Genomic DNA, 21692 nt, shown 5'->3' on the forward strand with positions numbered 1-21692 from the left:
AGTGCTTTTTAAACAAAAATAACTAGACAGTTTTTTGGTTCATGTAAATTTTAAATTGAGGTATAAAATGTTTGAAGGATATGACGAAACTAAAATACCTGAATACTATAAATCTGGTAATCCTAATCAAGAATTAGATATGGCCGATTTTCCGTATTATATACTTGAAGATAAATACGTATTAATAGAAAACACTGGAACTATTAAAGAAAAGAGCCTCTAATTGATATGATTCATCTATATTACTTATTTATAAATTCAGAAATTGTCTTTGCCATATAGTCATCACTTTGCCTCATCCCACCTTTAGCCCATTCGATTAATACATTATATAATCCACCGGCCATATAATCAATCCAAAATTTATGTTGATCTGGAAGAAGTGAATCTTTGCAGAGAATCCTTTGGGATAGTTCATAAAAAGATTCAATACATTTTTCAAGAAGTATGTTAATTAAATTGGAATTAATTAAATTAGAAATTAACTTCTCATGTTTTCTAAAATAGGAAAAGTATAAGCGTAAATTCTCATAATTGTCTAGTTTTTCTTTCTGCATTACTTCCTTAGAATATTCTTTTAAGAGTTCATCAATGTATGTGGTAATAATATCTTCCTTTATATTATAATTTCTATAAAAAGCCATTCGAGAAACTCCAGCTTTTTTTGTTATTTCTGTAATAGAGATTTCTTTAAAATTCTTTTTTTCCATTAAAATCATAAGTGCAGTGAAAATACTTTCTTTTGTTATTATATTTTGTATATTAGCGGCTTTATTTACCATAACAATATCCTTTCTTTTGTAACGTTTGCTCTAACTTCTATTGAAATATTCTTTTGCCCCAATTATACTATACTCAAATAAGCGTTACAATTGTAACGGTGAAATTTGAGGAGGATATTATGAAAATTTTATATTTCACAGCAACAGGAAATAGTCTATATATAGCAAAAAGTCTTGGAAGCGATTATTATTCAATTCCTAAATTAATAAAAGAAGGTAAATATGATTTTGAAGAAGAAAAAATTGGGATTGTATTTCCAATTTATAATAGCGGAGTTCCTAAAATAGTTGAAGAATTTTTAAATAAAGCAAAATTTAAGAGTAAATATATTTTTGGAATAGCAACTTATGGAATGTATGCTGGTGCAGCAACGAGACACCTTTTAGAAATTGGTAATAGAAATAGAATTGAATTTTCTTATATTAACGAGATAGTTATGATTGATAACTACCTTCCAGGATTTGATATAAATAAGGAGCTAGAAAAAGAACCTAAGAAAAAGATAGAAGAGAACTTAGAAAAAATAATTAAAGATATTAATGAAGAAAAGAAATATATTAAAAAACATTCTTTTATTTCTAGTGGTCTTAGAATATTAAGTGAAAAATTATTTTATGATGATCAATTTGAAAAGAATTTTACTGTAGAAAATACTTGTACTGGCTGCAAAACTTGTGAAAAAGTGTGCCCTGTAAATAATATAAAAGTAGATAAGAAACCCTTATTTATGAATAATTGTCAGAGATGTTTAGCATGTACTAATAATTGTCCACATAATGCAATAAGAGTTAAAAAGGAAAAAAGTAAGACTAGATTTATTAATCAAAATGTTACATTGAAGGAAATAATAAATGCAAACAATTAATCTGTCTTCTTTCATTATTTTATTTTTAATATATTATATGTCATGAAAATTATTATGACTTATAATTAATTATATATCAAACAATAATAACAATAAAACAGGTGAAAATTAAAATGTCTTAGACAATTAGGGAGGCTTTAATGTGAAAAGAAAGATAATTTTAAATCTGGCAATAAGTCTTGATGGATATATAGCCTCAGAAGATGGTGGATATGATTGGATAGTTGGACATGGAGATAATACATTAAATACTGAAAATAAATTTGATTTTGATAAATTCCTAGAAGGTATAGATATAGTAGTTATGGGTAAAAATTGCTATGACCAAGATATGCATAATGATTATAGAAATAAAAAAGTATATGTAGCAACATCTCAAAAACTTCAAAATCAAGATAATCTTCATTTTATTAGCGGAGATATTGTTAAAATAATACAAGGAGAAAAAGAAAAGGACGGCAAAGATATCTACTTATTTGGTGGTGGAGGTCTTGTAGATAATTTTATTAAAGCCGATATTATTGATGAATTTATAGTAGGAATAATTCCAATTGTATTAGGAAAAGGAAGACCTTTATTTTTAGAAAATAATCCAACAATAAAGCTTCATCTAGATGGGGTTTTTGTGGAGAACGGTATTACTATATTAAAATATGCAAAAAGAAAAACAGAAGATTGTTAATTGAAGATAAAACACTATGAAGAGAGTTCTTAGATGTTATATTTACAAAAACAGGTTTTTGTTGTAGAATGTATTAAAAGCAATGAAAAGAAGAGTAAATAAAATAATTCATTTTCAGAGAGCTCTAGATGGTGGGATTGAGCAATGGATTTTTATTGAAGAAGGTCTTGGAGCTGCACGCTGAGTCTGTTTTGCAGAGGTAGGATGTGACGGAATACCCCGTTATAGGTATAGAGTATCTCATTTTTGATGTACTTGAAGAGGTGTATACGGCAACGCATACATAAACTGAGGTGGTACCACGAATTTATAACTTTCGTCCTCAAGATTAGAAATCTTGGAGGTGAAGGTTTTTTTTATTTGTATTAAGGCAATATCAAAAGAATAATAAGTAAATCCGCTTTCTTGCCTGATAAAATATTTAAGGCAAAATTGAAAGTGATATTTTCTTTTATATGCCTAAATTAATCAATAAATAAGTAAAGGTGGTAACAAAAATGTATGAGAAATATGAAAATTTAAATGAATTAGAAAATATAATGACAAATGCAAATGAATTTATAGTGGAGAGAATAAAAAAGTTAAATAAACTTAGTGAGCTAGGAATAAATCCATATCCTTATAATTATGATTTCAACAAAAAAACTTATACAAAAGAGATATGTGATAATTTTGATACTATTGATGAAAGTAAAGTATTTTCTTTAGCAGGAAGAATAATGTTTCTTAGAAGAATGGGAAATGCAACTTTTGCTAATATAGTAGATGAAAGAGGAAATATACAAATATTTTTCAGTAAAAAGTTAATTGGAAGTGAAAATTATAATGTTTTAAAATTAATCGATGTCGGCGATATTGTTGGGGTAGAGGGAACTGTATTTAAGACTCAGACGGGAGAAATAACTATTAGAGCAAACAAATTTGAATTGTTATCTAAATCAATAAGAACGCTTCCTGAAAAATATCATGGAATTCAAGATTCAGATTTAAGACAAAGACATAGATCTTTAGATATGATAATGAATTCAGACGTTAAAGAAAGATTTATTAAACGTTCTAAAGCAATTACTGCAATTAGAGAATATTTGAATAATATGAATTTTATTGAATGTGATACTCCTGTACTTGATACTAAGTATGGCGGAGGAGAAGCAAAACCATTTAAAACTTTTGTTAATGATTTAGATTGTGAAGTATATATGAATGTCTCTCCAGAATTATATTTGAAAAGACTTATTGTTGGAGGAATAGAAAGAGTTTATACATTTGCAAGATCTTTTAGAAATGAAGGAATTGATAGAACACATTATCCAGAATTTACTCTAATGGAATGTTATATGTCGTATGCAGACTATGAAGATATGATGAGAATTATGGAAGGAATATATGAACATGTATTTATGTCTGTTAATGGCTCTACTAAAATAGAATATGGTGAAGAAGAAATTGATTTTAAGGCTCCATGGAAGAGAGAAACTATGTGTAATCTTGTAAAACAAGATACAGGTATTGATGTAGAGAATTTAACTAAAGAAGAAATTATAAGTAAAATTAAAGAGAATTCTCTTTTGCTTGAAGAACAAAATGAAGGTTTAAATATAAATGAAGTTTCTAAAGGAGAATTAATAACAAATCTTTTTGAAGCATATAGCGAGAAGAAATTAATACAACCTACTTTTGTTATAGACTTTCCAAAAGAATCATCACCACTTTGTAAAGTTCATAGGGAAAATCCAGATTTAATTGAAAGATTTGAACCATATGCCTATGGAGTAGAGCTTGGAAATGCTTATTCAGAATTAAATGATCCATTAAGGCAGCGTATATTATTACATGATCAAGCTGAAAAATTAAGAGGCGGACTAGAAACAGCAAGCCCAATGGATGAAGAATTTGCTATAGCTATTGATACAGCAATGCCACCAACTGGAGGCCTAGGCATCGGTATTGATAGAATGATAATGTTTCTAACTGGATCAAATACAATAAAGGATGTTATTGCGTTTCCTTTAGTTAAAAGATAAAAATAAAAATACTACAGATATCCAAACTTATGAGTATAGCTCGCCGAAATAAGAATTATGCTGTTGTTCCAGTTTCTAAGGAATTATGATGGATGATTCTAAGATTACAAGTTGCACCCAAGATGCTAGCCTCAAAGGCGAGCTTTGAACCAGCATACTTGGAACAACTTTTACTCTAATAATCAGAACCATCAAATTCCTAATGAAACATTTCATATTATGACCCTTGTGGTTACAAAAGCATAATCCTTATTTCTAGTTTAGAGATATTTTATAGTATGGCTTTAGCTTATAATTAGTTTGTTTTATAGAGAAACAAGAATAAAAATAAATATATATTATACTAATGGACTGGCATAATTAAAAGGGATACTTAGAGCAATAAGAGCTTTTGGTATTCCTTTTTTATTTTTTGATTAGGGGTGAAATAAAAATTGAATTAAAAAGAGAAAAGACTTTTGTAAAAAGCAGATGGCTCTGTAATTTTTATTATAAAGTTGGATTGATAGCAATGGTTATTTTTTCAATAAACGTAGGTGGCATCCTATCTTTGCATTACATTTCATTGGTATAGGCTTAAGATAGGGGAAACAGTTTGTGAATTTAATTAGCATTGATATTATGAAAAAAGTAAATTATTGTATCAACGTATTAAGATATTCGTAGTTATTTGGAGATATTGTCCGTAGTTAGTGGGCTCATCTATTTTTATTTTCAAAAATGACTTTGCATGAATTGAGAGTACAAAAAAGAAACCGCCATTTCTGGCGGAAGAGTATCTATTGATTCTGGTTTCTACATTTAGCTGGGAGTTTACATTACCATAGCAGGATACTATCAAGGAAACCAGATTAGAGTTTTATTTTACTATATTAAAAGTTCCTTCTTTTCTAGGTGATGCTTTAGGTTCTTCTTTACTGTTATAACCCAAAACAGCAGTACCAAACACTGCATAATCTTCAGGAACACCTAGTTCTGTAAGTACGCTTTTAACTTTAGGATCTTCTCCAGTAATAGCTAATATATGAATCCAGCAAGATCCAATATTAAGTGAATGAGCAGCTAAAAGCATGTTTTGAAGTGCAGCAGCACAATCAGATTCCTTTGTAGGTAAAGTTTTATCATAAGCCGTAATGACTATTGTAGGTGCATTATAAAATGGATTAAAATTGGGATTTTCACCCATTTTTCTATATTGTTCTATAGACGACTTTAACATAGCCTCTTTTATTGCAGAAATTAGCTTTTCAATCTTTTCTTTATTTTGAACTGCTGTGAAATGCCAGCCTTGTTTGCCCATAGCTGTTGGAGCAAATTGGGCAGCCTCTAAAACAGTATTTAAGTCCGCATCAGAAATTTGATTTTCTTTATAAGTTCTTATACTTCTTCTTGTTAAGATATTTTGAATTATTTCATTCATAGTTTTTCTCCTTTCAATTTAAAAGACATTTTAATTTAATCTTTATATTTACTAAATGGTAATAAATATATAAGAGTTTTGCTTAATAAAAAAACATCATCACCTTTGACTAATACATAAATTAAATTTATAATTAATCTATCAAAATTTAAATGTAATTTATAAAGTAATATAATGATATCAATATGTATATCATATGTCTAATTAATATTTTTCATTGAATCAATAACTAAAAGTTATAGGTTGTTATTAATGTTTTATAACTTAAAATATTATAAATTAAGGAGTGCATTTATGAACTGGCAGCAATTAGAATATTTTAAAACAGTAGCAGAAACACAGAATTTTACATCGGCAGCTAATTTACTTTCTGTAACACAGCCAGCCTTGAGTAAAGCTATTTCAAAATTAGAAGAAGAGTTGAATGTACCATTATTTGAAAAAAACGGCCGCAATATAAAATTAACTCGTTTTGGCAGTATGTTTTTAATACATGCTAACGCTGCAATAAATGAGATTAGTAAAGGAATTCAGGAATTACAGGATATAATTAATCCTATGGCAGGTACAGTTTCCATATCTTCACTTTACACTATTGGAACACATTTTATTCCTTCGATTATAAGTGAGTTTTTGAAGGAGAGTCCAAATACAAAATTTGAATTTGGGATTCAATCAACTTTTAATATTTTAAAAGGCCTTAAGGATGGTAAGTTTGATTTTGGTTTTTATGATGAATTTGAAGATATTAAAAGGTATGAAGAAATAGAGTCAGTTCCTATAAAAAATGAAGAGCTTGTTCTCATAGTACCTAAAAATCATCATCTTGCTGATAAAACAGAGGTATTTCTAAAAGACTTAAAAGAAGAATCGTTTGTGTTTTTTTCAGAAGGAATCAAAGGTAAAATGTGTTCTATTTTTGAAAGTATTGGTTTTGTTCCAAAAACATCCATGGAGTATAATGAAAGCAGTATGGTGGTAACAGGTTTTGTTAGTGCAGGTCTTGGTATTTCTATAGTTCCTAACACCCCAAATTTAATAACAGAAGAAGTATTAGTATTAAAAATAAAAGAACCCAATTGCTATAGAACTGTGCATATGGGATGGTTGAAGAATGGATATATGACTCCTTCAGCTAAAATATTTAAAGATTTTGTTATTGAGGCCTCCTCAAAAATCAATATTTAATAAGATTTGCATTAAAGTATAGTTTTTGAGTAATTGTTTATGCAGATTGATGAAAAAATCCACCGTATTGGTATGCACAAGATAATGACAAAAGAATAATTAATGATTTAGTTGAACCTAGTGGTTTGCAATTCTATGGTGAAATGCAACAAGAAGAATGGGATGAATGGTTTAAACTATTTAAGACGAAGGCTTCAACAACATTAGGTTTTGAAGTAGGGGAACCAGGAGATGGATTTGAGTTTTATAATCTATAGATATTAAATTACATTTATCAAATATCTGTTGTTACTATAATTTACTAAGTACTGTTATTTTATTAGTAAAATAACAAGGGAAACAGATAAATTAAGTAGAAATATATTAACAGGGTTGAGCTAACTAATCTGATTTCTAATAAGAAAGGAATTAAAATAAAAAAATGATAGGACTTTTTTTATACCTAATATTCATGATAATCCCAGTAGTTGCTGTTGTTATTATTAAAAAGAAGAATAGAGGATACTGGTCAGATAAGGCCATTGATCAAATAGGTGGAATGTTTAACTTGGCTTTAATAAGTGTATATATTGTATTATCAATAGTAAGTCTCTTTTTATGTGTATTATCGGCAATGTCCGAGCTGCCAAACTCTCACACATTTAATGCACGAGATTATATCTTACTTATAATGCCAGTACTTTCTGTAGTAAGTATTTCTCTTTCTTCAATATTAAGAATTAAGGGTAAAAGCATAATATCATTTTTGATTCAATTTTTAGCTCTTATAATTTTTATATTAAATCTAGTAATTACTTAAACTATATATGTATAGAAGTTATATATCAAGTTGATAAGTTGTATAGAAGTAGTCGTATATATTATCTTAAATAAACTTGAGGTGTTTTTTATTCAGAATACTGAACGTTAAAGTTTAATGAATGTGAGGTTATTTTATTTATTACAAAGAAAACTTTACATTATTTATATAACAGGGATTATTTTAGTATTGAGTAGGCAAGTTGCAGCATAAAAAAATGAAGGAGAATTTATTATGGAAATACACAATCATAATTTGAATATTCATTACTCATCACCAGATTATATATGGGATAAATTAGCTGAATTATATTCTGAAATGCCAGGATGGAGCGGTTTTATTGATGGAATTCCTTATTGGTATGCACAAGATAATGACAAAAGAAGGATTAATGCTTCAGTTGAACCTAGTGGTCTACACTTCTATGCTGAAATGCAACAAGAAGAATGGGATAAATGGTTTGAATTATTTAAGACGAAGTGTTCGGCAATATTAGGTTTTGAAATAGGGGAACCAGAAGATGGATTTGAGTTTCATATCTATAGCTAATCAGTTTTTGAAAAGAGTGTAAAAAAGGAAGTATTGGAGATATTAATGATAGTGATTGGACAGTAAATGCAGGTGCTTTTACGATGTTGAGTCCAATAGAAAAAGTATAAAATACGGGATAAATAGTATCAAAGAGATTATAGTACAAGATAAATGAATCCAAAACCCAAATATGATGAGTTAAAATTTTTAGTCCTTGACTTTCTGAGAAGAATTGTTGAGGACTTTATTTATTTGCAGTCTAATACTTTGACTATACTTTATAAAAGCATGGTTAAACTTAAAAAAGAAAAACATTCCTAGTATAAAATTTATAACAAGTTACATATTTAGTATGTTGTAATTTATAGTGGAGTGTGGTATATTGACATCATAAGTTACAGAAATATATTGATGTAACTTGTAATGCTTGATCAGAACTTTAACAGAGTTTGAGCAAGTAATTACGATTAGCCATAACTATATTGGATATATTTTTGGTGGTTGCACATGATCTTTGGTTTAAAATGAAGCAACTATTAAAAGGTATCTATCCAAGATAAATAAAAAATATGATATTACAATGGGATAAATTAAGTGAGGAGAATATGAAAGATCCTTCAAGGAATAGCTAATAATAGTGATTTTTGATAATAACTATACAAAATAATTATATGGATCATATTGATTATAACAAATAAGGAGGTAATTGAAATTGAAAAGTGTTATTTATTATTTTACAGGAACAGGAAACAACTTACAGGTAGCTAAAAAAATAGCTGAGACATTGCCTGATTGTAAGTTGGTACCCATGGGTAAAGGGAAACATGACAGCAATGAAGTGTACGATTATATCGGTTTTGTATATCCTACATATGCCTTGAATTTGCCACGAAGAGTAACACAATTTATAAGCGAAATGTCGCTTGAAAAAAGTAAAAATGCATATTTTTTTGCTGTGACTGGATGCGGCAATATAAGTGGTGTTGCGTTAACTGTCCCTGCCAAAATTTTAGCCAAAAAAGGTGTGACACTTAATTTTGCAGAGAAAATTATTATGGTTGAAAATTATGTCGCGATGTATAAAATGAACGAGAGAAATCCAGAGAAATATCAAATTGCTACTGATAATATACCTGCATTAGTACAAAAGATAGTAGCTAAAACACAGCAGCCAGTGGGTAAGGTGAACGAGCCCCTTAATATATCGACTGCTATTGGTCAAAAATTAATATATGCTAGAAAAGACAAAGGTTTTAATGTTTCCGATGCTTGCACAGGCTGTAGAACATGTGAGGTAGTTTGTCCTGTTTCCAACATAGTAATGAAAAACAAAAAGCCGAGTTTTAAGCATAATTGCGAACAATGTATGGCGTGCGTTCAATGGTGTCCAAAGCAGGCTATTAACTATAAGAATAAGACACAAAGCAGGGGACGTTATACTAATCCTAGTATTAGTCTGAAAGAATTAATAGACGGCAATAAATAGACAAGTAAGAATTAAAACTGAGATATATTTTTAAAAATTAAGATTAAAATATGATTGAATATTTGCTTATAAAAATCTAATAAGAAATATATTGATATCGATTTTGGATATATAATAATTTGCGGTAACTTAATGAGTTACCGCGAATTTTAAAATACACTAATATTTCTATTCCAAACCAGTACAGTTGGACTTAGACAGTAAAATCAGTGGAAAAAGCAAGCTCTTTTTGTGCTTCAAGTTCTTTAAGACGATCAGATAGTGCTTGATGAATTGAATCATAGGTATCACTACCGAGAGTAATTCTTTTTGGAGCCTCTTGCTGGTTTACACTGTCAATCATAGCTTTGACCATTTTGGCTGGATCGCCAATAGAAACAATTGATTCATCTTCAAGGATACGCTTTTTTAATATAAATAATAAGAAACTTTATTTAGGAGCATTTGTAGGAAAAGCCGATGAAGAACTTCTGGATTTATTTATAAGACTTTTGAAACTCAATGATAGACCAGATTATGTTAAGAGAATCTTTGGATATAACGAGTGCAGCAATGGCAGTTGGTTATGAAAGCTCATCTCAATTTTCTAGAGAATATAAGCGGCTTTTTGGAAAGCCACCACTTAGAGATATAAGAGATTTTAGAAAAGGTTTTAGAACTGACATATTAGAAAATGGTATATGAATGCAAGATAATTAGTAAAAATAGTGTTTTTTGAAAATTGAACAAAAGTATACTTGTAATATATGTTATAATTAGGAATATATTTGCTGGAATTGGTTACGAGAATATTTTTTGAACTAATGGGGGATTTGTATGCAAATTAATTCTACAGCAATTAATTTTATGTCAATACTTATTAAGTTTATTTGTATCGCAGTGGTAGTAGCGATAGTAATAGCAATGATTAAAGGTGTAAAAGAGCTTAGGAAATCTATAAGTAGAAATAAACAAATGGATAAAAAGCTAGGTCATATTTTAAATGAAGTAGATAAAGAAAAGAATGGGAATATAATTATTAAGATTATAACAATAATTATTAATATGATATTTTGTTTGATATTTCCATTAAGTTTGCTTGGAGCAATGGTTTCACCTATGGCATTTGATTCACCAGGTTCGACAGAAAGTATCTATACATGGATATTTTTCCTATCCACTTTCTCACTTCCAGCAGTCATATTAATATCAGTAATGATATCATTTTTTCTTTTATTCAAATCAAAATTATATGATAAAGCAATTATAGTTAGTTTAGTACCAATAATTTATTTTGCTGCTATTTTTCTTCTTTTTAGCACATAAAATTTTTTTATTAAATTCTTTTTGTATTGTGAATTTTTACAAATTGACGCAATATAAGAAATTGTTATGGAGAAAATATATGAAAAAGAAAAATATTCAAAGAGTAAGTGCTTTAATTATATTAGCTCTTATTATATTTTTATTTAGACCTGCATATACACCAAGCATAACTGGGAGTGAAAGTATTAGTAAATTAGTTAGTATTAGAGTTGGAGGTCAAAATCAAACACTATTAATAAGAGGAAAAGATAAAGACAAGCCTATTATTTTATTTTTACATGGTGGTCCAGGATTAGCGCAAATATGTTATGCGAGGAAGTATCAGGCAAAGCTAGAAGATGACTTTGTGGTTGTGAATTGGGATCAGAGAGGATCTGGAAAGTCATATTCTTTTTTTATGGATAAAGACAGTCTCACAAAAAATCAAATAGTGGAAGATGCGGAAGAAATAATTGAATATTTATGTAAGACTTATGGAAAAGAAAAGATAATTCTGGTAGGACATTCTTGGGGGACTGAACTTGGAATGGATATAATAAAGAAGGATTCTTCTAGAATCTCATCATATATTGGAGTTGGACAAGTAGTCGATCATGCAAAAGGAGAGCGTATATCATATGAATATGCTATGGATTTAGCAAAACAGAATCAAGATAATAATGCATTAAATGATTTAGAAAATATGGGGAGTCCGCCATATAAAGATGTTATAAATTCCACATTGAAACAGGAAAATATTATAAAGAAATACTCACCATTTAAACATGATGTTAATGTGACGAATGACATAATAAAAGGATCATTACTTTCAGCTGAATCAAATGGATTAGATGCGATAAAATATGCATTTGGAAATAAGCTTTCAGCAGAAAAATTATGGGGAACAAATAATGAATTTAATTTATTTGACGAAGCACGGAAAGTGGATATTCCAGTATATTTTTGTGCTGGAAGATATGATTACACTACCCCATCAGTTTTAGTAAGAAAATATTATGAAACTCTAGAAGCTCCGCATAAAGAATTTATTTGGTTTGAGAATTCAGCACATTTTCCACAGTATACTGAAAACGATAAATTCTGTGATTTATTATTGAATATTTCTAATAAAGTATGAAAAGCAATTAACAAATGTTACAGTACAGTTTTTACTAAAGGAGAACAATATGGATGGAGTTGAAAAAGTATAAATAAAAGAAAATTAAGAATAAAAAGAGTTATCATCTTTATTATAATAATGCTCTTAACTGGAGCAGTCTGGCAAAGAATAATGGTTGAAAAGGAAACAAATATACTATTACCTCAGGGAGAAGGATTTGATATTAACAATCATAACATGTATATACAGTCTACAGGAAGTGGTAGAAATACTGTTGTTTTTGTAGCAGGATCTGGAACACCAAGTTCATTTACGGATTTTTATGGAATACAAATGAAATTGCAGCCGTATGTGAGAACGGTAAGTTTTGATAATGCAGGATTTGGATGGAGTGAAAAAACAGATATACCTAGAACGATCGATGTATTAGTTAATGAACTACATGAACTGCTTGAAAAATCAGGACAATTATCTCCGTATATATTAGTGGGACATTCGTTAGCATCTTTGGAAGTGATTCGTTTTGCACAAAAATACCCTGCTGAAGTTAAAGAAATTGTTTTGCTAGATGGAGGAAGTCCAGAATTTTATGCAAATGACTCTGAGATGAAATCATATATGTTAAATCGATTCAGCGCTGGATTAAGGGTAACAGGAATTGCAAGAACAATTGGAAGTTTAGGAATTAAACTCCCTTTGCTTGGTGAGAATTTACGTTATAATGCGTTGCCAGATGATATAAAGAAGATAGATATAGCTATGTATTATAAATATCTTGGGAATACAAGCAATTTAGAGTATATTAAAAATATAAATGAAAATGCTAGGGAAGTAATGAAGAATGGACATCTTAATAATATTCCGTTAATTATGATATCCTCTGATAGTGGAGAAGATTGGGAAAAAACTCAGCAGGAACTATTAAAGTGGTCAAATTATAGTTCTCAGGAAACACTGCATAATTCTAGTCATTATATTCATTGGACTAATACTGATTATATAGTCGAAAAAATAAAGGGACTTATAGATGAATAAATAGAACAATAAATGCTTTGGGGATTATGAGTTACTCAATAATTACTTTTATCATAATACCTGCATTAATTCCATTGAAGAAATTAAAATAAATAAATTTCAGTGCTATAATCATGCTAATAACAAAAAGTTACTTAAAAAGTGCTGCAATTGTAAATTTTAAATTACCAATCATAAAGGGAGTGGGGTAAAAAATGAATCGAAAAAGTATAGAAAAATTAATTGTCAAGGGATTGATATTAGTTGGAGTTTTAGCAATGTTTCCAATCGGGGCAGATGCTGAATGGAAAAAAGATAATAACGGATGGTGGTATACAGAAGGAAGCTCATGGTCAAGTGGCTGGAAGTTTATTGATAATAACTGGTACTATTTTGATAGCAATGGATATATGAAAACAGGATGGGTAAAAGATAAAAACAATTGGTATTATTTGTATGATAGCGGAGAAATGGCTAAAAGTACTAGTGTTGGCGGTTATGAATTAAGTGCTGATGGAGCATGGATTCAAGTAAAAGAAAACAGTTCATCAAGCAATATTGTAAATTCAACAGATGTTAACAATAACAACATTACTGAAAATATTGACCAAGCTGTAAGTAAAGCCATAAAAAGTAGAGGAAAGAATTATTTGAGTGGAGAGGTGGCTACAGAAGGTCACATAGTTTTAGATGTTGAAGAAAAAGATAATATCGTGAAAGCTTACACTATTGCAAGTTTTGGTTATTTTGGTTTTGAAAATGGAATTTTTACAGAAATAAGTGGAAGCGGAGCTATTCCTACAGTAATGACATTTTCTAAAGATTCAAATAGTGGTTATTCATTAATCGAATATAAGGAACCTGAAGACGGAGAAGAATGTGAAAATTCTATAAAACAGATGTTTCCAGAGAAGTTATGGGATAAGGCTTTAAAAGGTGAGGAGAGCTATTCACAGCTTGCAGAATCAAAAGAGAATGAGGCTAAAGAATACCTAAAACAAATTGGTAGAACTGCTGAGGTGAGCTCAAAATATGTTGAGAAAAAACGTCCTAATATTAATGTTTCAGCAGAAAATAAACTATTTGCATATTGGGGGAAGAATGATTCATTTCTAAATCACTGTCCTTACTGGATAGGGACAAAAGAGCGTGTGGAAAATGGAATAAGGCTAATTTATGAAACATCTCAAAGTAAAAGCGCTGATGGATATGATGTAATCACTTTTAAGGAAACGAAATCAGATGGAACAGTTGTTGAAGAACGCAGTTACAAAATAGTAGGGGATGAACCAGAGCTTCAGTAGAAATTGAAGGATTCTCTAGCAAATGGTAAACTTATACCACTATAGAATAATCTTTTAAATAAAAATTATAAAATGTGATTTTACAGAAATATTCTATAACTTATTCGTTATAGTAAATTAATGGTCTTAATATAGAGTATTGGAGTGTATTATATGAGTAAAACATTACTCTTTAACAAAGTTATTTATTCAATATTTTTTATATGTACAATAATTACATGTATCATTGTTTATAATGATGTAGATAATAGTATGGCTTCAAAATTTGTGATTGGTTATGCCGTGCTTGCTCTATTTATGTTATTGTATGTGCCTATAATCACTTTATTTAATGCAAGAAAATTGAAATGGGATTATCTTAGAAAAGTATTAAGTAAATTTGCTATTAAGTTTGCAACATTTTTTGCGCTTAATTGCGTTTTTGATTACATTTTTAAAAGTCCCAATGTAGACATACTTAAGGCTGCTTCTCATGCCTTGAGTTTATCCTTTGGTTTGGCTTTTTTTGATGTTACATTTTTAGATAGAAGAAAAAAATAATATGCATTTTTCTGTTTCGATTGCTAAACATACCCCTGATTGCATTAAATATAAGTGTCATAGGAAACTTATAAAATATAATCCATAATGTATTTATTGCATATATATTGCAAAAATAATTCTTAATCATAATTCTAAAAATATTGAAAGAATTTTAGCAGTAATTGTGAAGTGTGCATTGCGAATCGCAACATATGCATAAATTTAATAAGCTATTATCGGACTCATTAATCTTTTGAAAACTGTTTATGGGAAAGTTGTTTGCTTCTCCGCGATGCTTTGGGAGAAACAAACAAGGTGCTTGGCTGTTTTAAGAGTGGCTAGAAGTTTTGCCGTGCCTGGATGGTATAGTGATTTTCTTCTGTTTTACAACAATCAGTTTAGTTTTTGCCCTATTTCCTCAGCTTGTTTTAACATTTCTTTTTGACTAAGAATATCATCTTTACTTTGCAAATTTCCTGCGATGATATTACCTGCATTCACCATTTGACTATGGCCGCCAAAAATTTGATTAAGGTATTCTGTAACATTTTTAAATGCTTCAGCAGGTGCACCGCTACATGTAACAGTTATATATTTTTTCCCTGGTAAAAGTCTTGTGGTATGATTGGATTCCACAAAAAAAGTAAATAGTCTATCTAGGAAATTTTTTGTATAACCGCTCACGTGTACCATATAGACTGGTGTTCCAACTATAATGCAATCAGCATCAGCTATCTTAGGTAAAAGTTCAGTCATCTTGTCGTTAATAGAACAATATTCCACTTTATTTGCTTGACATAAACCACAAGCCCTGCAGCCTTTATTATCAAGTTCTGATAAATTATAAGTTTCAACTTCATGTCCATTTTTCTTAATGCCCGAACAAATGGCATCAACTATTTTTGAAGTATTTCCGTCCTTTCTTGCACTGCCCACAAAAGCCATAACTTTCATTTTTATTACCTCCTAATATCAATTCAAAATTAAAATAGTATTCGAACCAGCATAACATTCCAAGATGATAGGCTAGTACCGGTTCAAAGACTAAATTAATTATAAATGTTACATAACAAGAATATTTGCCTTTTTCAATTATCTTTTTGTCTTATTCTCCAGATCTTTATTATTTCTCAGCCACATTAGAAAACTGAGGGGGTTAAACAGGCAGAATATTCTTCATTAATATAAGGAAAGCCCGCAAGCTCATAGGCAGCAGGCATGATAAAGCAGTGATTGGAGTCTCTTTTTTGTGGATCAAAAATCATATCAATTACTATAAACTCAAAGCTATATTTTAGATTAATATGTTTTTTAGGGTTGTCTATATAATTTGCCTATATCTTTTTTAGGGGGAGCTCCATAAAAAGCGCTGTAATCCCGGCTAAATTGAGAATTACTAACATAACCCACCATTCTGCTGGCAGTGGTCGCATCCATGTGCTGGGACAGCATCAGATTTCTCGCTTCATGTAGACGCAGAGCTTTTTGATATTGCATAGGGGACATGGAAGTGACCGCTTTAAAATGATTATAGAAAGAGGATTCACTCATATGTGTTAGTTTTGCTAAGTCCGAAACCTTAACTGCCTGAGAAAAATTTTTACGAAGCCAAGCTATTGCCTCTGACACTTGATGTACTCCTGAGTCTGCAAATCCCATGGCTGCAACATGAACTCCAGCGGAACTGCGAAGTAGGCGAATTAGAATTTCGTCCATAATCAGTGGTGCAATGAATTCTACATCTCCTGGTTTTTGCAAGCACTCCAAAAGCCTTATCATTGCATCAATAATGCTCATATCTGCATTCATAACATGTCCAGCACACCACTGTTTTATTTCAGGCAGACCATGAGAATATACTTTCGGAACAATCTCAGCAATCCTCTCAGGATTAAGATCCAGCCTTATAATAAGGAGAGGCTCAGATTTGGTTGCCTTCATAGTTTGCAGAGAAATTGGCAGGGTGATTGGATTCATTAACATTTGTGATTTATCAAGCTTGTATGTCTCGTGACCTATTGAGAGAGACCTCGCTCCTTGGGCAACAATACTTAAAGAGGGTAAATAGAAAGTCTTTGGACAATCAATCTCTGTTCCTGAATAGCGAACGATAGACAGACCAGAGATTGGCAGATCTAAAACACCATCCTGTGGAGCAAAGGTATATAGCAGGTGTGCTAATCGAGTCATTTTTGTTTTGAGTAATCTTTCAATGTCATCCGATTCTGGAATTACATACTCACGATATACATTCATGATTTGAAAACGCTCCTTATTATATAAATTTTATTATTATATTAATAATTTAGATTATAAAAATTTAGTTATCTATTTTAATATAATAGCAGTTTATCATTGAAATTTATATAGAATGTTTGGGACATCTTCGAAATGAAAAGTATCGAATTAATTAGTAAGATTCATTTATACTGAAAGTATACGTATCAGCTAAAACGTATGCTTTCAGTTTACATTTAGTAAAATATTGATTTGTGCTTAATTTAACGCTTGGGAATTAGTTTGACAAAGATTGTAAAACTGTGTACATATTACTGTAAACAGGAATGAATACTGTAAAAGTATGATCATTCCAGAAATTTAGGCAGCTTATCGATGTTTTTATGCAATATCTTCATATTTACGAAAGCAAATATAATTCCTATTGTTACCCAGATAGAAATTTCAATGGCAGAGTATCCCAAGATATTCTGGGCAAGTTTTAAAATATAGCAACATGGAATAACTGTTAGCCATGCTGTTATTTCACCAGGGACATAATGACGGTAGGATAATGGTAATAATATAATATGAAATGAGATAAGATGAACGATATTTGCTACAAGTAAACCGTACCACAAACCATAAGATCCACTAATATTGCCAATAATAGTAGCTATAATCCACAAAATCAATTCCTCATATACACCAATTGCACATCCAGCTGTACTTTTTGTACCTCCAAAGGGTGTTATAGGAAGTCGGACATATTGTTTTAAATTCTTTTTGCACCAATGCTTTGCCATAATAATCTCCTCCATATCGTGTACAATAAATAATAAGGGAAAAAGCCATACAAACCATTTTAATTCATTCATTTTTCATTCCCCCTTTGTTATTTATTTTACTCATTTACTTTAATGCTTCAAACATCAATATCTAAGTGTTTATGCACTTAAACTACAAAAATTATACAAAGTGTTGTTTATCTATATAAACTTCTTTAAAATAATGGTATGGAGGGGCTAGATATGAATGAAAATGATTTGCGTGTTATAAAAACAAAAAGAAATATAGAAGAATCTTTTATTTATTTACTTGGGCAAAAAGACTTTTATAAAATAACGGTACAAGATATATTGGACAGGGCTTTAATTAATCGCTCTACATTTTACAAGCATTATACAGATAAATACAAATTAGCTGAAACTCTTTGCAATGAAGTATTCGACTTGCTAAAAACTGGTGTAAAAGATAGATTTGGCTGTGCTAATGTAGAAGATGCAATTATGGTTATAAAACCTTTATATCACATATTATCTGTTAAACGAGAAGAAATTTTAGCTCTTTTTACCATTCATACAGATACGATTCATCTGTATGATGATATGTCTGATTTTTTAAAGAGAAGTTTTTATAACCAGTATGAAACAAAAAATAAAAAGTCACCTGAAATTTTAGATTATGTATCATATTTATATGCAGCACTTGTTATGACTGCAATTAAGTGGTGCCTGCAAAACGACGGGTATGAAGAATTGACTAGTCATACTCAGCTTGTTTTAAAACTAGCAGAAGTGTTTGACTATCCATGTAAATGAATAGGGATATCTAAAAAAACATATAATTTATAAAAGTAGATAAGTTAAATAAATTTAAACAAAGATGGTAGCAACTAAATGTGAGTAGTGGCTACTTTTTTTTTCGTCACAAGCACTTCTAACTGTCTAGTCATATCATATCCATATTAAAATTTTTAATAAACCGTTGTGATAAATAGCAAAACAGTATATAATAAGGAACAGTTGATAAAATTTATCAATTGATATAAAATATCAACTTGTGCAAAGTATTATAGAGTTACAAAAGGAGATTTTTATGGATAGATTTTATGAAATGGAAAGCTTTTGCATGGGAACAATAATAAGTCAGAAGGTTTACGGAGAAAATGCAAAAATAGCAGCAATTGAAGTTAAGGATGAAATGAAAAGATTAGAGAGACTTATGAGTTTTTTTTTAGAATCTAGCGAAGTGAGTAAGTTAAATAGAGCTGCTGGTCAATATGAAGTTAAGCTTAGTGATGAAGTTTTATTTGTATTAAATAAAGCGAAACATTATTCAGAGATTTGTAAAGGGAGCTTTGATATTACTATAGCTCCACTTGCTAGATTGTGGGGAATCTTTACTAGTAGTGAAAAAATTCCTTTACAAGAAGAAATTAATGAAGCTTTAAAACTTAGTGGGCATAATTACCTAAGTATAAATAATGAGTTGAAGACATCAAAACTTGAAAAATCAGGGCAATGCGTGGATTTGGGGGCTATTGCAAAAGGTTATGCTGCTGACAGAGCAATTGAAATATATAAACAATATGGAGTAGAATCGGCTTTTGTAAATCTTGGAGGCAACGTAGCAGTTCTTGGTAACAAGCCAAATGGAGATCCTTTTAGAGTTGGCATTCAAAACCCATTGCTTCAAAGAGGGCAATGTTTAGGAGCAGTGAATGCAGCAAATAAAACAGTTGTTACGTCTGGAGACTACGTAAGATATTTTGAAAAAGATAATAAAAAATATCACCATATTTTAGATCCTAGAACAGGTTATCCTGCAGAGTCTTCTTTAATGAGTACAACTATAGTATCAAAGGAGTCTATAGCTGCAGATGCACTGTCCACAGCTATATTCATATTAGGACTTGAGGATGGAATTAAGTTAATTGATAGCCAAGAAGATATGGAGGCTATATTTATAACTAAAGATAAAGAAATACATGTTACAAAAGGTTTAAAGGAAGATTTTACTTTCTTTAAAACTGAGGGATTTACATTAGTGTAATCATAGAAGTTTCAGACATATTATTATTTTTCATGTGTTTAAAAAGAAATTTGGGATTGAAATAAGTTCGAATAAAAACTTTGGAGTGCAGTTAATTTTAAAATTTAACTGCTGATAATCTTTTATAAAAATATTTAATGCAACTTATATAATTGTATTTTTATATTAGAAAGTCAGCTAAGAGACTCAAAAAGTTTTCAAGAAAAAGATATTGAAAATCATTATCGACTATGGTATTGTTTTGTAGTAAAGTTTTTATATCTTAATCTTATAAATAATTTACATAAAATTTTTATATTAAGACGAAAAGATAAAAAGGTTTTAATGGCATTATTTTAATACATTACTTTTAAGTAAATCAATGAAATTGATAGCTTAAACACATATTTTATTATTTAGGAGGTCATTTATGCTTAGTAAGAAAAGCAAATTATTAATATCATTATTGGTTGTGGGGAGCAGCGTGTTTACAGGCTGTGCAAATTTTAATTCGGCGGAAAAATCATCAACTGCAAAACCAACTTTTGCAGCTTGGGAGAAAAAAGAAAATGTTTGGCCAGAGTGGGCAGAGCCAAGTGCAGTAGATATAGATGAGGATGTGAAGTATGCAACTTTCCAATTAAGATTCTCCCTTGATCTTGAAAGCGCTCACGATAATATTAAACAGCTACGTTATTTAATTGAAAATACAAAACCATCAGAAGAGACTCCTTCATATTACTATTGGATGTATAACCTTGGGGATAGTCTTTTAAAAGTAGGTGAATATAAGTTAGCATATAACTATTTAACAAAAGTAATAGACTTACCAGATGATACAGTTGTTAGTGAAACTAGAAAAGATGGTAAGATAGTAAAAAATACAAAGAAAGACTTAAATTTAGATAGTAATGCAAAAATTATGATTTTAAAGATATTAGCAGTTGAAGGATATGATGAAGAATTTAAGGCTAAAAATAAAGATATTGAATATGATAGCCCAACTGATGCCTCAACAATAGCATTTGCACTTGGAACTTTAGGTAATAAAGAAGAAGCATATAAGACCTTTGAATTTGCATCAAATCCAGATAACTTTAAGGAAATGAGCAAATTAAAGACTGCAACTTCAAATGTAGGTTCGGCAGCTTATGCTTTTTCAAATGGGGATTATGATAAAGTCTTGCAACTAACAGATAAAATAAGTAAGGAAGGTGTTGATAGCAAAAATCCAGCATATTTTGAAGGTTTTGAAGATAATAACGAGTATGCAATGAGGCAATGGAAAGCATCTTTTGCTCAAATTCAAGCTTATAGAGAATTAGCAGAGAAAGCTAAAAGTGGACAAGTGGCTGATTTAAAAGATCTTAAGGACGGAGAATATGAAGGAAGTTCAATTAGTTTTATGCAAAGTCCTGTAAATGTTAAAGTTACAGTTAAGGATGGGAAAGTATCAAGTGTAAAAGCTAATCAAGCAACTCCTCAAGATGACAGATCTAATGGAGCTTTTGATATTATTGCAGATAGAATTGTGGAAAAACAATCCACAGACGTTGATACTATTTCTGGTGCTACTTTATCAAGTGAAGCTGTTAGAATTGGTGCTCTAGAAGCATTATTAAAAGCTAAATAATTAGAA

24 protein-coding genes and 1 other annotated feature are annotated in these 21692 nt (G+C 29.9%); of the genes, 18 read left to right on the top strand and 6 right to left on the bottom strand.

The features are described 5' to 3' along the window. The first annotated feature begins 67 nt into the window (after positions 1-67). Positions 68-223, top strand: a complete 156-nt coding sequence (locus L1S46_RS10750; RefSeq protein WP_155715541.1) for a hypothetical protein — start codon at positions 68-70, stop codon at positions 221-223. 19 nt (positions 224-242) lie between these two features. On the opposite strand, the gene L1S46_RS10755 is transcribed toward L1S46_RS10750, so the two are convergent. Then, positions 243-782, bottom strand: a complete 540-nt coding sequence (locus L1S46_RS10755; RefSeq protein ID WP_077308208.1) for a TetR/AcrR family transcriptional regulator — start codon at positions 780-782, stop codon at positions 243-245. 119 nt (positions 783-901) lie between these two features. On the opposite strand from L1S46_RS10755, the gene L1S46_RS10760 reads away from it, so the two are divergent. From L1S46_RS10760 to lysS, 3 genes are all read left to right on the top strand, one after another. Next, the gene (locus L1S46_RS10760) at positions 902-1648 is read left to right on the top strand and encodes an EFR1 family ferrodoxin (protein ID WP_238899964.1); all 747 of its coding nucleotides are present in this window, start codon (positions 902-904) and stop codon (positions 1646-1648) included. Between the two features lie 142 nt (positions 1649-1790). Beyond that, positions 1791-2330, top strand: a complete 540-nt coding sequence (locus L1S46_RS10765) for a dihydrofolate reductase family protein (RefSeq protein WP_238899965.1) — start codon at positions 1791-1793, stop codon at positions 2328-2330. A 73-nt stretch (positions 2331-2403) separates the two neighbouring features. Then, positions 2404-2657 (top strand) — a binding site (T-box leader). Positions 2658-2827: 170 nt separating this feature from the next. Further along, complete coding sequence (gene lysS / locus L1S46_RS10770; RefSeq protein ID WP_238899966.1) at positions 2828-4354, top strand: lysine--tRNA ligase; 1527 nt, start codon at positions 2828-2830, stop codon at positions 4352-4354. Positions 4355-5213: 859 nt separating this feature from the next. Here lysS and L1S46_RS10775 read toward each other — a convergent pair. Further along, positions 5214-5774: a nitroreductase gene (locus L1S46_RS10775; protein WP_171787867.1), complete on the bottom strand. Its 561-nt coding sequence runs from the start codon at positions 5772-5774 to the stop codon at positions 5214-5216. 294 nt (positions 5775-6068) lie between these two features. Here L1S46_RS10775 and L1S46_RS10780 point away from each other — a divergent pair, with 294 nt between their 5' ends. The 4 genes from L1S46_RS10780 to L1S46_RS10795 all read left to right on the top strand — a co-directional run bounded on the left by L1S46_RS10780 (position 6069) and on the right by L1S46_RS10795 (position 9778). Then, positions 6069-6962 (top strand): LysR family transcriptional regulator, encoded by an 894-nt coding sequence (locus L1S46_RS10780; RefSeq protein WP_077308198.1) that lies wholly within the window; start codon positions 6069-6071, stop codon positions 6960-6962. A gap of 451 nt (positions 6963-7413) precedes the next feature. Then, the gene (locus tag L1S46_RS10785; RefSeq protein ID WP_139357809.1) at positions 7414-7761 is read left to right on the top strand and encodes a hypothetical protein; all 348 of its coding nucleotides are present in this window, start codon (positions 7414-7416) and stop codon (positions 7759-7761) included. A 234-nt stretch (positions 7762-7995) separates the two neighbouring features. Continuing rightward, complete coding sequence (locus L1S46_RS10790; protein WP_077831563.1) at positions 7996-8310, top strand: hypothetical protein; 315 nt, start codon at positions 7996-7998, stop codon at positions 8308-8310. A 694-nt stretch (positions 8311-9004) separates the two neighbouring features. Beyond that, positions 9005-9778, top strand: a complete 774-nt coding sequence (locus L1S46_RS10795; protein ID WP_238899967.1) for an EFR1 family ferrodoxin — start codon at positions 9005-9007, stop codon at positions 9776-9778. A gap of 193 nt (positions 9779-9971) precedes the next feature. Here the strand turns inward: L1S46_RS10795 and L1S46_RS10800 are convergent, their stop codons facing one another. Continuing rightward, the gene (locus L1S46_RS10800) at positions 9972-10133 is read right to left on the bottom strand and encodes a hypothetical protein (protein WP_173707011.1); all 162 of its coding nucleotides are present in this window, start codon (positions 10131-10133) and stop codon (positions 9972-9974) included. On the opposite strand from L1S46_RS10800, the gene L1S46_RS10805 reads away from it, so the two are divergent. The 7 genes from L1S46_RS10805 (at position 10126) to L1S46_RS10835 (ending at position 15040) form a co-directional block, all read left to right on the top strand. Further along, complete coding sequence (locus tag L1S46_RS10805; protein ID WP_238899968.1) at positions 10126-10347, top strand: AraC family transcriptional regulator; 222 nt, start codon at positions 10126-10128, stop codon at positions 10345-10347. The two genes, L1S46_RS10800 and L1S46_RS10805, sit on opposite strands and share 8 nt — an antisense overlap. Then, positions 10331-10462 carry a hypothetical protein gene (locus tag L1S46_RS10810; RefSeq protein ID WP_238899969.1) on the top strand — a complete coding sequence of 44 codons (132 nt, stop codon included), beginning with the start codon at positions 10331-10333 and terminating at the stop codon, positions 10460-10462. Before L1S46_RS10805 ends, L1S46_RS10810 begins: the two co-directional genes overlap by 17 nt. A 132-nt stretch (positions 10463-10594) precedes the next feature. Next, positions 10595-11083, top strand: a complete 489-nt coding sequence (locus L1S46_RS10815) for a hypothetical protein (protein ID WP_238899970.1) — start codon at positions 10595-10597, stop codon at positions 11081-11083. Positions 11084-11162: 79 nt separating this feature from the next. Continuing rightward, entirely contained in the window at positions 11163-12200 is a 1038-nt protein-coding gene (locus L1S46_RS10820; protein WP_238899971.1) for an alpha/beta hydrolase, read from the top strand. A 120-nt stretch (positions 12201-12320) separates the two neighbouring features. After that, complete coding sequence (locus L1S46_RS10825) at positions 12321-13217, top strand: alpha/beta hydrolase (protein WP_238899972.1); 897 nt, start codon at positions 12321-12323, stop codon at positions 13215-13217. Positions 13218-13411: 194 nt separating this feature from the next. Next, positions 13412-14500, top strand: a complete 1089-nt coding sequence (locus L1S46_RS10830; RefSeq protein WP_238899973.1) for a cell wall-binding protein — start codon at positions 13412-13414, stop codon at positions 14498-14500. A gap of 153 nt (positions 14501-14653) precedes the next feature. Next, positions 14654-15040, top strand: coding sequence for a hypothetical protein (locus L1S46_RS10835; RefSeq protein ID WP_238899974.1), 387 nt, complete (start codon positions 14654-14656; stop codon positions 15038-15040). 375 nt (positions 15041-15415) lie between these two features. Here the strand turns inward: L1S46_RS10835 and L1S46_RS10840 are convergent, their stop codons facing one another. The 3 genes from L1S46_RS10840 to L1S46_RS10850 form a co-directional block, all read right to left on the bottom strand. Further along, positions 15416-15976, bottom strand: coding sequence for a flavodoxin family protein (locus L1S46_RS10840; RefSeq protein WP_275298989.1), 561 nt, complete (start codon positions 15974-15976; stop codon positions 15416-15418). Between the two features lie 357 nt (positions 15977-16333). Beyond that, positions 16334-17278, bottom strand: a complete 945-nt coding sequence (locus L1S46_RS10845; RefSeq protein WP_238899976.1) for an AraC family transcriptional regulator — start codon at positions 17276-17278, stop codon at positions 16334-16336. A gap of 329 nt (positions 17279-17607) precedes the next feature. Then, positions 17608-18117 carry an HXXEE domain-containing protein gene (locus tag L1S46_RS10850; protein WP_275298990.1) on the bottom strand — a complete coding sequence of 170 codons (510 nt, stop codon included), beginning with the start codon at positions 18115-18117 and terminating at the stop codon, positions 17608-17610. 138 nt (positions 18118-18255) lie between these two features. Here L1S46_RS10850 and L1S46_RS10855 point away from each other — a divergent pair, with 138 nt between their 5' ends. The 3 genes from L1S46_RS10855 (at position 18256) to L1S46_RS10865 (ending at position 21686) form a co-directional block, all read left to right on the top strand. Beyond that, positions 18256-18840 carry a TetR family transcriptional regulator gene (locus L1S46_RS10855; RefSeq protein ID WP_238899978.1) on the top strand — a complete coding sequence of 195 codons (585 nt, stop codon included), beginning with the start codon at positions 18256-18258 and terminating at the stop codon, positions 18838-18840. Between the two features lie 277 nt (positions 18841-19117). Then, positions 19118-20074: an FAD:protein FMN transferase gene (locus tag L1S46_RS10860; protein WP_238899979.1), complete on the top strand. Its 957-nt coding sequence runs from the start codon at positions 19118-19120 to the stop codon at positions 20072-20074. A gap of 409 nt (positions 20075-20483) precedes the next feature. Then, positions 20484-21686, top strand: coding sequence for an FMN-binding protein (locus L1S46_RS10865; protein WP_238899980.1), 1203 nt, complete (start codon positions 20484-20486; stop codon positions 21684-21686). The last annotated feature ends 6 nt before the right edge of the window (positions 21687-21692 follow it).

The organism is Clostridium sp. YIM B02500 (assembly GCF_022324665.1).
Lineage (GTDB): Bacteria > Bacillota > Clostridia > Clostridiales > Clostridiaceae > Clostridium > Clostridium beijerinckii.

Excerpts from the sequence above, each read along its gene's own strand:
- L1S46_RS10750 (WP_155715541.1), top strand. The coding sequence starts at position 68 with ATGTTTGAAGGATATGACGAAACTAAAATACCTGAATACTATAAATCT.
- L1S46_RS10755 (WP_077308208.1), bottom strand. The coding sequence starts at position 782 with ATGGTAAATAAAGCCGCTAATATACAAAATATAATAACAAAAGAAAGT.
- L1S46_RS10760 (WP_238899964.1), top strand. The coding sequence starts at position 902 with ATGAAAATTTTATATTTCACAGCAACAGGAAATAGTCTATATATAGCA.
- lysS (WP_238899966.1), top strand. The coding sequence starts at position 2,828 with ATGTATGAGAAATATGAAAATTTAAATGAATTAGAAAATATAATGACA.
- L1S46_RS10775 (WP_171787867.1), bottom strand. The coding sequence starts at position 5,774 with ATGAATGAAATAATTCAAAATATCTTAACAAGAAGAAGTATAAGAACT.
- L1S46_RS10780 (WP_077308198.1), top strand. The coding sequence starts at position 6,069 with ATGAACTGGCAGCAATTAGAATATTTTAAAACAGTAGCAGAAACACAG.
- L1S46_RS10785 (WP_139357809.1), top strand. The coding sequence starts at position 7,414 with ATGATAATCCCAGTAGTTGCTGTTGTTATTATTAAAAAGAAGAATAGA.
- L1S46_RS10790 (WP_077831563.1), top strand. The coding sequence starts at position 7,996 with ATGGAAATACACAATCATAATTTGAATATTCATTACTCATCACCAGAT.
- L1S46_RS10800 (WP_173707011.1), bottom strand. The coding sequence starts at position 10,133 with ATGGTCAAAGCTATGATTGACAGTGTAAACCAGCAAGAGGCTCCAAAA.
- L1S46_RS10810 (WP_238899969.1), top strand. The coding sequence starts at position 10,331 with ATGGCAGTTGGTTATGAAAGCTCATCTCAATTTTCTAGAGAATATAAG.
- L1S46_RS10815 (WP_238899970.1), top strand. The coding sequence starts at position 10,595 with ATGCAAATTAATTCTACAGCAATTAATTTTATGTCAATACTTATTAAG.
- L1S46_RS10820 (WP_238899971.1), top strand. The coding sequence starts at position 11,163 with ATGAAAAAGAAAAATATTCAAAGAGTAAGTGCTTTAATTATATTAGCT.
- L1S46_RS10825 (WP_238899972.1), top strand. The coding sequence starts at position 12,321 with ATGCTCTTAACTGGAGCAGTCTGGCAAAGAATAATGGTTGAAAAGGAA.
- L1S46_RS10830 (WP_238899973.1), top strand. The coding sequence starts at position 13,412 with ATGAATCGAAAAAGTATAGAAAAATTAATTGTCAAGGGATTGATATTA.
- L1S46_RS10835 (WP_238899974.1), top strand. The coding sequence starts at position 14,654 with ATGAGTAAAACATTACTCTTTAACAAAGTTATTTATTCAATATTTTTT.
- L1S46_RS10840 (WP_275298989.1), bottom strand. The coding sequence starts at position 15,976 with ATGAAAGTTATGGCTTTTGTGGGCAGTGCAAGAAAGGACGGAAATACT.
- L1S46_RS10845 (WP_238899976.1), bottom strand. The coding sequence starts at position 17,278 with ATGAATGTATATCGTGAGTATGTAATTCCAGAATCGGATGACATTGAA.
- L1S46_RS10850 (WP_275298990.1), bottom strand. The coding sequence starts at position 18,117 with ATGAATGAATTAAAATGGTTTGTATGGCTTTTTCCCTTATTATTTATT.
- L1S46_RS10855 (WP_238899978.1), top strand. The coding sequence starts at position 18,256 with ATGGAGGGGCTAGATATGAATGAAAATGATTTGCGTGTTATAAAAACA.
- L1S46_RS10860 (WP_238899979.1), top strand. The coding sequence starts at position 19,118 with ATGGATAGATTTTATGAAATGGAAAGCTTTTGCATGGGAACAATAATA.
- L1S46_RS10865 (WP_238899980.1), top strand. The coding sequence starts at position 20,484 with ATGCTTAGTAAGAAAAGCAAATTATTAATATCATTATTGGTTGTGGGG.